Annotated in this window: 11 protein-coding genes; 6 read left to right on the top strand and 5 right to left on the bottom strand. The window is 62.5% G+C overall.

Annotated elements, in window-relative coordinates; genetic code table 11:
* Positions 1-27 precede the first annotated feature (27 nt).
* Positions 28-372: a hypothetical protein gene (locus tag AC3FOF_RS42310; protein WP_488727302.1), complete on the top strand. Its 345-nt coding sequence runs from the start codon at positions 28-30 to the stop codon at positions 370-372.
* 180 nt (positions 373-552) lie between these two features.
* Here the strand turns inward: AC3FOF_RS42310 and AC3FOF_RS42305 are convergent, their stop codons facing one another.
* The 5 genes from AC3FOF_RS42305 to AC3FOF_RS42285 all read right to left on the bottom strand — a co-directional run bounded on the left by AC3FOF_RS42305 (position 553) and on the right by AC3FOF_RS42285 (position 4,384).
* A complete protein-coding gene (locus AC3FOF_RS42305) occupies positions 553-795 on the bottom strand; it encodes a hypothetical protein (RefSeq protein ID WP_488730070.1) in 243 nt (80 codons plus the stop codon).
* Complete coding sequence (locus tag AC3FOF_RS42300; RefSeq protein ID WP_488730069.1) at positions 788-1,573, bottom strand: DUF3304 domain-containing protein; 786 nt, start codon at positions 1,571-1,573, stop codon at positions 788-790. The genes AC3FOF_RS42305 and AC3FOF_RS42300 overlap by 8 nt, the downstream gene beginning before the upstream one ends.
* Before the next feature lie 17 nt (positions 1,574-1,590).
* The gene (locus AC3FOF_RS42295; protein ID WP_488730068.1) at positions 1,591-2,544 is read right to left on the bottom strand and encodes a hypothetical protein; all 954 of its coding nucleotides are present in this window, start codon (positions 2,542-2,544) and stop codon (positions 1,591-1,593) included.
* Positions 2,541-3,005 carry a hypothetical protein gene (locus tag AC3FOF_RS42290; protein ID WP_488730067.1) on the bottom strand — a complete coding sequence of 155 codons (465 nt, stop codon included), beginning with the start codon at positions 3,003-3,005 and terminating at the stop codon, positions 2,541-2,543. The genes AC3FOF_RS42295 and AC3FOF_RS42290 overlap by 4 nt, the downstream gene beginning before the upstream one ends.
* A gap of 182 nt (positions 3,006-3,187) precedes the next feature.
* Positions 3,188-4,384 carry a hypothetical protein gene (locus tag AC3FOF_RS42285; RefSeq protein WP_488730066.1) on the bottom strand — a complete coding sequence of 399 codons (1,197 nt, stop codon included), beginning with the start codon at positions 4,382-4,384 and terminating at the stop codon, positions 3,188-3,190.
* 447 nt (positions 4,385-4,831) lie between these two features.
* On the opposite strand from AC3FOF_RS42285, the gene tssB reads away from it, so the two are divergent.
* From tssB to AC3FOF_RS42260, 5 genes are all read left to right on the top strand, one after another.
* Complete coding sequence (gene tssB / locus AC3FOF_RS42280) at positions 4,832-5,347, top strand: type VI secretion system contractile sheath small subunit (RefSeq protein WP_488730065.1); 516 nt, start codon at positions 4,832-4,834, stop codon at positions 5,345-5,347.
* Between the two features lie 25 nt (positions 5,348-5,372).
* Positions 5,373-6,920 carry a type VI secretion system contractile sheath large subunit gene (gene tssC, locus AC3FOF_RS42275; RefSeq protein ID WP_488730064.1) on the top strand — a complete coding sequence of 516 codons (1,548 nt, stop codon included), beginning with the start codon at positions 5,373-5,375 and terminating at the stop codon, positions 6,918-6,920.
* 400 nt (positions 6,921-7,320) lie between these two features.
* Positions 7,321-8,724 carry an RNA-guided endonuclease IscB gene (iscB, locus tag AC3FOF_RS42270; protein WP_488730063.1) on the top strand — a complete coding sequence of 468 codons (1,404 nt, stop codon included), beginning with the start codon at positions 7,321-7,323 and terminating at the stop codon, positions 8,722-8,724.
* Positions 8,724-10,070 carry a type VI secretion system baseplate subunit TssK gene (tssK, locus tag AC3FOF_RS42265; RefSeq protein WP_488730062.1) on the top strand — a complete coding sequence of 449 codons (1,347 nt, stop codon included), beginning with the start codon at positions 8,724-8,726 and terminating at the stop codon, positions 10,068-10,070. Before iscB ends, tssK begins: the two co-directional genes overlap by 1 nt.
* On the top strand, positions 10,067-10,714 hold the full coding sequence (locus AC3FOF_RS42260; protein WP_488730061.1) for a DotU/TssL family secretion system protein: 648 nt from the start codon (positions 10,067-10,069) through the stop codon (positions 10,712-10,714). The genes tssK and AC3FOF_RS42260 overlap by 4 nt, the downstream gene beginning before the upstream one ends.
* Positions 10,715-10,718 lie beyond the last annotated feature (4 nt).

The raw sequence follows: 10,718 nt of genomic DNA, 5'->3' as shown, positions 1-10,718 counted from the left end.
TGGATCGTCACGGTGTAGGGCTCGCCCATGCGCTCGACGGCTTCGAACGACACCACCGACAACCCGGCGGCGCTGGCGCTGCTGGGCACCTCGACGAAATACGACTGCTGCCCGGTGAGCCTCTTGCGCGACGCACCGCCGTATTCGTTCCGCTCATCAATCCAATCCGCTATTGCCTATCGCTCCATTGTCAGCGCGACAGAGGCTGTGCCTGCCGCAAAGGGAGGCGTATCGCTCGACGACATGCCCGCTCGCGCTGCACCTTACCCGCATTCGCGGGCGCTGAGAACGGTTGAAAGTCGCATTTTCCAAGCTCATGCAAATAAAGAATTTTCCGCACTCAAAAGGAGAAATTTCTCGAATACAGCCTGAGGGACCGCGTGTTATTTTTTATGATTTACCATCGCTCGAACGCTGCGCCGATTGATTTCAAGCCAAGGCGCGAAGATCCCGGTGGAGATCACACTCTGCGGCGGCAGTTCCGAGCTGCCAGTGGATCGAGATCACCGTACGATGGACGACTTCAAGCCTGAGGGTGCTGGAAGAATCTCGTCATACGGAAGTCGAAGCCCCGCCTCGACTACATGCAGCCGGCAACCGGCTGATGTTGGAGTAGCGTGACGTGGTCGAATCGTCCTGTTTCCGATGACGGCCGAAAGCGTCGAAAAAGAAGCCCATCTTGACGACCGCGCCACAGGGAATGCATTCGTCATGCTTGTACGGCTTGTGCGCCGAGAGCATGCCATCCAGCACGTCCTGCGGTGTACGGTCCGCGGAGTCGAGTGGTTTAGCCATGAGAATCTCCTTTCTGCTTGTCCTGTGCCCGATTGCGTTTCAATGCATCGACGACCGTGGGCGGCAGGTTCTCCATCGCCGCGCCGAAGGCCCCCGGCGTATCCTTGGTCTCGGTCAGGGTCTTCTGGATGGCCGGATGCTCGTCAAACCTCGGATTCAGCAACGTGAAATACACGTATTGCTGAAGATCCCGTGTATCCGACAGGTGGTATTTCACCCAGCCGGTTGCGGCAAGGCGCGCAGTCCGGCGGAACACCACACCGTCATCTTCCGCTGCAGGATTGATCAGCTTGCCGTGCGTCTTGCGCAGCCAATCCCAGACATCTGCGTAGAAAATCCGCGTGCCTCGCAGATCGTTGCGGAATTCGAACTCCACGTGGTCGTCCGGGTAGAAATGCAGGCCGAGGACGCGCTCGCCCGCGCCGCCGACAAGCTTCGTGTGGGGAAGATGTACATACGTCGTTCTATGAATCCTTTGGAGCGGCCCATAGGGGTCCTTCATGAACTCGTCCTGGTCGACAAGAATCCAGTCCACCGTGAACTCTGTGCCCTTCAGCTTGTAGCAGCAGCTAAGAGAACCCTCCCCCGCTCCCGGCATCAGGTCGCCGCCTCCGCCTGCCGTGTTGCCAAACTGGTCTCTGACGACAAACGTCTCGAGGTTATATGGCGTGTAGTTAAACGCCCCCACGCTCAACCCGCCGTAGGTCGGCTCCGAGGAAAGTGCTTCGCACCCCGTGACCAGCACCAACGACACAATCAACAACCAGACCGATCGCATTCTCATCCTCACTCCGTTCAAGAGCGCTCTGGCAGCTGCCCAAGGATCAACAGGTCGAACAGCGCCATCACCTCGGGCGGGAGCGGGTTCTTTCCTTTGGTTCCATCCGCCCACGCCTGCGCAAGCACCGCGGCTTCCGGTCTCAGAACAGTCGCCTCGATCGTCCTCACGCTCTCGTCAAGGTCAGCCTCATATGGCAACTCCATCCGGCCCTTCATGCTGCTGAGGCGATCGGCTGATTTCTGCAGGTCCTCCTGAAACGACAAGCGCCAAGCCTGCTCCTGCGCCTCCTTTGCGATACGCTCCCAGATATTGGGGCGGACCAACGCCGGGACCATCGCAGGAAGGGCACGGGCTTGCGCTTCCCGCGCCGCGTGCCATCTGGTCAGGACCCTGGACAGCGCCACGTGATCGACGGGGGAGCGTCTGCGCTCCAATTGATACGCGGCCTCGGCATCCTTGGCTTCTTGCCCCAGGGCGAAGTGCGCGCGCTTTACCTCATCTGCGTGGCGCGAGAGCATTTCCTCGAGCGCAGGCGATGAATACCGGACCGCCAGCCAGCGCAGAAGTACCTCCATATGGGGCGTGAAGTCGCGGCCTGCTTCGGGCGGCACCACGCTGCGGTATGCCTTGATCATGTCGGGGACCCGGAGGTGGTCCTTGCGGTCCGAGACGGGGTGCGCAAGGCTGATTTGCGTGAATGCAGGACCTTGATGCTGAAATAGCGCATCCATCCGTTCCAGCACCGCTCCCGCAGTCAGCGTCTCGTACAGCATGTCCCGCAGTGCCGGGGGCTGGGCTCCTACACGAAACCCCTTCGATCCAGGCGACGCGCCTTCCGTGATGTACTCGCTGGAGCCGGGATAGCGGTACTGTCCATCTCGGGACGGCTCCGAGGTGAATGCATCGCACCCGGTGACCACCAGCAGCGACAGCAGCAGGTGCCAAACAGCGACTCGTCCTCTCTTCATATACTCTTGTCCTTCCTGAATTCTTCCCGGCACGCATCGCCGACCAGCGAGAGCACTTCGGAAAAGGAGATATCCCCGAGCGAAGCCGCCAGCAGCTTCGGATGGATCAATGGATGCTCGTCGAATCGAGCGGAGATCAGCAGTCCCTCGAAGACATACTGGAGCATGTCGCCTTCACTGCGGATCCGGTAGCGTGCCGCGCGCTCGATCTGGACATCAACGGCTTCCTGCAACGCCTCATGCGAGGGGTGCTCTGGGAATTCGCCGTAGATCTGTCTGAGCTGTAGCGTCAGCTTGTCGGCATAGCCGAGGGTGAGCAGATCGAGATGCTGCGCTTCTGTCATCGCCAGTGCTTCCTGGCCCACCGGGCCTGGCGGGACACCGGGAGACCAGGCGCGATCGGCATTGGCCCGGGTGCGGAACCAGAGATCGAACGCAACGCCGGCGAAACGCGCCTGCACGTCGTCGCTCCAGACTTGCCGGAGCCACTCGAGTACCCGCATTTGCGGGCGCTGAGAACGGTTGAAAGTCGCATTTCCCAACCTCATGCAAATAAAGAATTTTCCGCACTCAAAAGGAGAAATTTCTCGAATACAGCCTGGGGTACTGCATGTTATTCAATGACATTTATCGCCGCACCTGACTATTGCCCAACGCCCAGCTTGTCCGCGGCCGCGTCGCCATAGACCGTTGCAATGCGTCGTTCAACGATGGCTTGTGTCAACGTTTTAGGGAAGTCATCGGACGTTTTCCAGCCGCTGCCATCCTTGACGAAGACAAAATCCCCTTTCAGCTGGAGCAAGGAGATCGCGCCGATGGCTTCCAGCAGGTTGTCCCGGTAGTCGATCAGCAACGGACACGAAACATGGTCGCCATCGATCCGCCTGCAGTCCGCGGCCGGGAGGACGCCCAATATGCTGTTGGCCTTGGTCGAGGGTTCGCCGTGGTCCAGCAGCGGCTTCCCGTAGTTCGGCGAGATCGTGGCGAGATCGGCATCCAGCCGGGCGACTCCCGCCATGAAGCTGGCGCTGATGGTTTCCCGGCCTAGCGGTGCCCCGAGTTTCTTGTTGAGCCCCTTCGCGTCATAGCGCGCGGTTACATATCCAGACGGGAACATCTGCACGGCGTAGTCGCTTTTGCTTTTCTCATCAGGCCGGATGACGTAGCCGATCGCGGTCTTTTCATCGGCGACGGCCAGGTCGGCGACGCAGCCGCGAGAGCGGTTGCCCTCGTCATAACCGATTTCCCGATAGTTGCTGACGTGGGGATGGCTTTGACTATCCGTGTCCGTCATCAGGAGTGGATTTTTCAACGTCGCGTCTATCCGGGCCCGGATCATGATGGAATCCACTGCCTTGACCGTGTTCGACGCCCCGCACGACGGCGTGGAAGCGGGCCACAGCATGTAAGCACCGATCACGATCAGCACGGCGAAGCCGCCGGCACTGAAGAGTCTCTGCTTTTTCTTCTGCTCTTTCAGGGCCATCCCTATCAGCGCTTCAGCACGCTTTTCGAAGCGAAGCGGATCGAGTTCCCGCAGCAGGAACAGCAAGCTCACCTGGGCGTTGATATCGTCGAAACGCTCCTCCATCAGGCGGCCCGTGGCACTTGCCTCGGTTTCCTGATCGGTGTAGCCCTCGGCAATCAGCCAGTCAAGCATGGCTCGTATGGTATCCCCCTTCAACTCGGCTTCCGCATCCTCGTCCAGCCGCTGTTGCGCCTCGTTGACCTGTTCTCCGGTTATGTAGTCGCCAAGCTTGAGCGCCACAAGCATGCCCAGACGGCGGTCGTCCTCTTGTGATTCAGCATGGTTTTCTGGTTCTGGTAGTTCTGGTAGCACGGGTATTGCCTTCCCTGTAATGTAACAAGCAACCTGGCACGGTCGCGGAGCTTGCTCGCGCTGCACCTTACCTGCATTCGCGGGCGCTGGGAACGGTTGGAAGTCGCGTTTATCAAAACATCTCAAATGAAGAATTTTCCGCAAAAAAAAGCAGAAATTTCCCAATTACGGCGCGTTTAAACTCTGATCAAATCGGTGCGCGGTTCACTCGGTTATTGTTTGAGTCCGTTTTCATGGACACTCCCGTGAGGCGGGTTCTCTCCATGGGAATTACCTGCAATTCAAGGCAACAGTCCAGGCAGCAACCCAGGCAAAACCGGAAAAATCTCATATCTCCGATTGGATTCCCATGCTATTCACTCGAGTGCTGATCTTTGCATTGACAGCCGCATTGCTCTTCATCGCCTGAATCCAACACCGTTCAATCAGGAATTAAAAGGAATCGACATGGCCGAAAGCTTCCAGAACGAAGTGCCCAAGGCACGGGTCAACATCAAGCTCGACCTGCATACCGGCGGCGCGCAGAAGAAGGTCGAGCTGCCGCTCAAGATGCTGGTGATGGGCGACTACAGCAATGGGCGGGACACGCGGGCGCTCGCCGAGCGCGAGAAGGTGTCCATCAACAAGAACAACTTCGATTCCGTCCTCGCCGACTTCAATCCCAAGGCCAGGGTCGCGGTGGAGAACACCCTTGCCGGCGATGGCTCCGAGCTGCCGGTGGATCTGGATTTCAAGTCCATGGACGACTTCAAGCCGGAAGTGGTGGCCGGCAGGGTGCCGGAGCTGCGGGCGCTGATGGCGGCGCGCAATCTGCTGCGTGACCTGAAGTCGAACCTGCTCGACAACGCGATGTTCCGCCGCGAGCTCGAGAAGATCCTCAAGGACCCGGCGCTGTCCGAGCGTCTGCGCGCCGATCTTCAAAAGATCGGCCAGGCCGCACCGGCCTCCCCGTCCGCCCAGTAACCTGATTCCCTGAGGATTGAGCCCCATGTCCAAGCATGAAATCGGCGCCCGCGCCAATAGCGAAGCAGATACCATCGTCCTGGACGCCCCAGGCAAGAGCGTGTACGAATCCCTGTGCGAGAAGATCAACCTGACGCCGGTCAAGAGCACGCGCCCGGTGGAATCGTTCCAGAGTGCCGATGCGCTCTCCGAATCGTCGCTGGACGAGCGTGTCGCCCAGGCGATGAGCGTCTTCCTGAAGATGATCCAGGACTCGTCCCAGCAGGTGGACCGCCTGGACAAGAGCCTGCTCGACTTTCACATCGAGCACCTGGACCAGCGGATCAGCCGTCAGCTCGATGCCATCATGCACCACGAGACGTTCCAGCAGATCGAATCGGCCTGGCGCGGGCTGAAGTTCGTTGTCGATCGCACGGACTTCCGCAAGAACGTCAAGATCGAAGTGCTGGATGCTTCCAAGGATGCGCTGCGCCAGGATTTCGAGGATACGCCCGAGGTCATCCAGAGCGGCATGTACCTGCACACCTACATCCAGGAATACGACACCCCGGGCGGTGAGCCGATCGGCTCGATCATCTCGAACTACGCGTTCGACCGCAGCCCCCAGGATATCGCCCTGCTGCGTAATATCTCCAAGGTCTCCGCCGCCGCCCATATGCCCTTCATCGGCTCGGTGTCGCCGGAATTCTTCGGCAAGGAGTCGATGGAGGAAGTGGCCAGCATCCGCGATATCGGCAACTACTTCGATCGGGCCGAGTACCTGAAGTGGAAGAGCTTCCGCGATTCGGACGATGCCCGCTATATCGGCCTGACCCTGCCGCGCTTCCTGGCGCGCCTGCCGTATGGTCCGGACACGGTGCCGGTGCGCGCCTTCAACTACACGGAGGCGGTCAAGGGCCCGGATCACAGCCGGTATCTGTGGGCCAACGCGTCGTTCGCGTTCGCCGCGAACATGGTGCAGAGCTTCATCAAGAACGGCTGGTGCGTGCAGATTCGCGGCCCGCAGGCCGGCGGCCTGGTCGAGGACCTGCCGATCCACCTGTACGACCTGGGCACCGGCAACCAGGCCAAGATCCCGACCGAGGTGCTGATTCCGGAGACGCGCGAGTTCGAGTTCGCCAATCTCGGCTTCATTCCGCTGTCGTACTACAAGAACCACGACTTCGCGTGCTTCTTCTCGGCGCACTCGGCCCAGAAGCCGGCGCTCTACGACACCAGGGAGGCCACCGCCAACAGCCGCGTCAATGCGCGGCTGCCATACATCTTCCTGCTCTCGCGCATCGCTCACTACCTGAAGCTGATCCAGCGCGAGAACATCGGCACCACCAAGGACCGGCGCCTGCTGGAGCTGGAGCTGAACACCTGGGTCAAGACGCTCGTGACCGAGATGACCGATCCGGGCGACGAGCTCCAGGCCTCGCACCCGCTGCGCGAAGCCAAGGTGATGGTCGAGGATATCGAGGACAACCCGGGCTTCTTCCGCATCAAGCTCTTCATCGTGCCCCACTTCCAGATCGAGGGGATGGATATCAATCTCTCGCTGGTGTCGCAGATGCCGAAGGCAAAGAACTGAGCCTCTGAGCGGGGCGTCCAGGGACGCCTCACTGCCGCGAGGAGGAAATGCCTCCACACGGCGTGCATTTCGGGCAAGGGCGTGCCAGCGCGCGCCGGCCCGCTTCTTCCGAGCATGGTCAACTACCCCGGCCTAAAAGCCGGAGCTTGTAAAGGCAACTGACCAAGCTCGGGTTGACCAGGCAAAGCGGTAACCAACCCGCTACGTTGCGAATAGGTGCAAGACCAACGTTGGGATGCTTCACTCAGTCCCAACCTCTTGAAGCCCCGGTTGCAGACAAGCGACAGGGTAAGCACGAAACGGATCGGGGCAGATCGCCGGTTCGCAACATTGCCGAGGAGAGACTTCCCGCAAGGGAGGCGTCACCAGGCCCGTAAGGGCACCTTTTGGGAGAGATTGCGTGGCAGTCTTTGTGTTGGACAAGAGCGGCAAGCCACTCATGCCGTGCAGCGAGAAGCGAGCAAGATTGCTGCTGACGCGCGGCCGCGCGCGCGTGCACCGTGTGATGCCCTTCGCTATCCGTCTGGTGGATCGGCGAAAGACGGACTGCTCCCTGCAACCGCTTCGCCTGAAGCTCGATCCCGGCAGCAAGCGAACCGGCGTGGCAATCGTTCGCGAGGCCGGCTCCGGCGACGACAAGACGGCTCGGCATGCTGCCGTCCTGTCCCTGGCGGAACTGATCCACCGCGGCGCGCAGATCAGCCTGAACCTGACCGCACGGCGGGCTATGCGCCGGGCGCGACGCGGTCGCAAGACGCGCTATCGGGCCGCCCGCTTCAGCAACCGACGCAAGCCAGCGGGGTGGCTGGCGCCCAGCCTGCAGCACCGTGTCGACACGACGATGGCCTGGGTAAGCCGTTTCCTGGCACTCGCGCCGATTACCGCCATCAGCGCCGAACTCGTCCGCTTCGACATGCAGGCGATGCAGAACCCGGAGATAACGGGCGTCGAGCACCAACAAGGGGAACTGGCAGGCTACGAAATCCGTGAATATCTGCTTGAGAAGTGGGGGCGGCAATGCGCCTACTGCGATGCCCGCGACACGCCGCTGGAGATGGAGCACATCGAAGCACGCGCCACCGGCGGGTCGAATCGCAGCTCCAATCTCACGCTCGCTTGCGTGCCTTGCAATCGCAAGAAGGCAGCGCGGCCTCTCGCTGAATTCCTGCACAAGGATCCAGAACGTGTCAAACGCATTCTGGCGCGGGCAAAGGCACCGCTTCGTGACGCCGCTGCCGTCAATTCGACCCGCTGGGCGCTATACAACGCGCTGGTGACCACGGGCCTGCCGGTGGAGACCGGATCGGGCGGTCGAACCAAGTACAACCGCCGGCGCCTCGAACTGCCAAAGACCCATGCGCTGGACGCAGCGTGCGTTGGCGTGGTGGATTCTGTCTCGGCCTGGCAGAAGCCCACGTTGACGATCAAGTGCGCGGGCCGCGGCGCTTACCAGCGCACCCGCCTCACAGCGTCTGGTTTCCCCCGCGGCTACTTGATACGGAGCAAACGCGTGTTTGGCTTCCAGACCGGCGACATGGTCCGGGCCGAAGTGCCGACGGGGAAGAAGGCTGGCACACATGTGGGCCGGGTCGCGATTCGCGCGACCGGATCCTTCAACATTCAGACCGAGCACGGGCCTGTGCAAGGCATTTCTCATCGCTATTGCAGGATCATTGAGCGCGGTGACGGATACGCTTACTCATTCGTAGCGCATTCCACAATGGAGAGCGGGCACAGGGGCGACGCTTCGCGTCGCGCGCTATCCCTCCACGGCCTGAAGGCCGAGGTTTCTCGCGCAAACTGATGAAAATCACCAGACCGCTGTGGGCCCAGGGCATCTTCATGACGCCCCAGCATTTCCAGCAACAGGCGCTGTGGGACCGCTACGCCGACGAGCATGTCGCGCGCATTGCCAGCCCGGAGCCATGGGGCACCGTACGCGTCGCGCTCGACTCGCAGGCTTTGACTATCCATCGCCTGACCGTCAGCGCGCTGGCAGTCCGCCTGCCCGACGGGACCGTAGTCGATACCGAAACGGCGGACTGCACCCCGGCCGCGCGCGACCTCGCGGACGTGCCTGCGGGCGTCGATGCCGTGGTGGTGCTGATCGGGCTACCCTTGGCCGATGCGCAGGGCGGCAACTGCGTCGAGGCCGGCGAGCGGCCCGCCCGGCCGCGCCGTTTCGTGCGCGAGTACCTGCCGGTGGCCGACCTGCACGGCGAAGGCAAGGAAGAGATCAGCGTGGAGCGGCACGCGCTGGCTCTCCTGTTCGATTTCGAGGAGCACGGCGATTATGTGACCTGCCCCCTCGCCCGGCTGGTGCGCACGCCGCAGGGGAGCTTCGAGCTGGACCTGGCGTTCGTACCGCCCTGTCTCTTCCTGTCGGCGAGCGCCCGGCTTACCGAACGCATGAAGCGGCTCGCGGAAATCCTGAGCGCCAAGAGCGCCAGCCTGGCCGTACGCCGGCGCGAGCGTTCCGACCAGATTGCCGACTACGCGGTAGCCGACGTCGCCCTGTTCTGGCTGCTGCACAGCGTAAACGGCAACTGGCCGGAACTGGCCCGGCTGTGCGCCGCGCCGCAACAGCATCCCGAGCGGCTCTACTGCATCCTGGCCCGCCTGGCCGGGTCGCTGCTGACCTTCTCCACGACGGAGACGCTGCAGGCCGTTCCGGCCTACGATCACCGCGCCCCGGAGCCGGTGTTCGCCGAGCTGGAATCGCTGATCCGCACGCTGCTCGACACGGTGATCCCATCGCGGGTCGTCCCGGTGGCGCTGGAGCGTGCCAGGCCCACGGTCTGGGTCGGCAAGATCCACGACGAGCGCCTGGTGGAAGGGGCCGAGTACTACCTCTCGGTCCAGGCGGGGCTGCCCGCCCATGCGCTGCTCGAACAATTGCCGCGCCTGTGCAAGGCCGGGGCGCCGGACGAGGTCGAGCAGATCGTCAACTCGGCCTTGCCGGGGATTCCGTTGCGGACCCTGTCGCGCCTGCCGGCGGCCATCCCGGTGCGTATCGAGAACCAGTACTTCGCGCTCGACAGCGCGCACCCGGCGTTCGGCCGCATGCTGGCCGCGCGGGCCTGCCAGTTCTACGTTCCCGCGTCCTTGCCCGACGTGTCACTTGAACTCTTTGCGGTATTGCCGGCATGACGACAGCCACCATGATTCTGCCTCCCGCCCTGCGCGACACGGCCCTGACCGTCACGGGGCTGGCCGACCGGGCCAAGCCCGAGACCTTCGGCCCGTTCCGCGCGCGATGCCTTGCGCACGTGGCACGCCTGCGCGAGGAACTCCGGGCCGCCGGCCACCCGCCGGAGGTCGCCGAGGATGCGGTCTACGCGCAATGCGCCCTGCTGGATGAGGTCGCGCTGCGCCGGCTCGAGGGCTCCGACCGGCAAACCTGGGAACACGAGCCCCTGCAGGTCAGGGAATTCCAGAGCCACGACGCCGGGCAAGCGCTGATCGCCCGCATCGAGCGGCGCCTGGCCGAGCCCCAGCCGGTACTGCCGCTGCTGGCGGTCTTCCACGCCGTGCTGGCCCTGGGCTTCCAGGGCCGGTTCGCGCTGGATGGCGCCAGCGACCGGGCGGCACTGATGGGCGCCATCGATAACCGCCTGAAGCGCGCCGGCCTGGCCGACGCCACCGGGCCGGTGATCGTGACAAGCGGCAAGGCGCGTGGATGGGACGGCCTGACGCCGCTTGCCTGGGTGGCGCTTACCTGCCTCGGCGCGGGACTGGTCTACCTGGCGCTGGACCGGTGGCTGGCCGCATCGATCGCCCGGCTCGCCGGCTGAAAGG

The organism is Cupriavidus sp. 96C5-1 (genome assembly GCF_057798855.1).
This window is presented reverse-complemented; position numbering and strand designations above follow the sequence as displayed.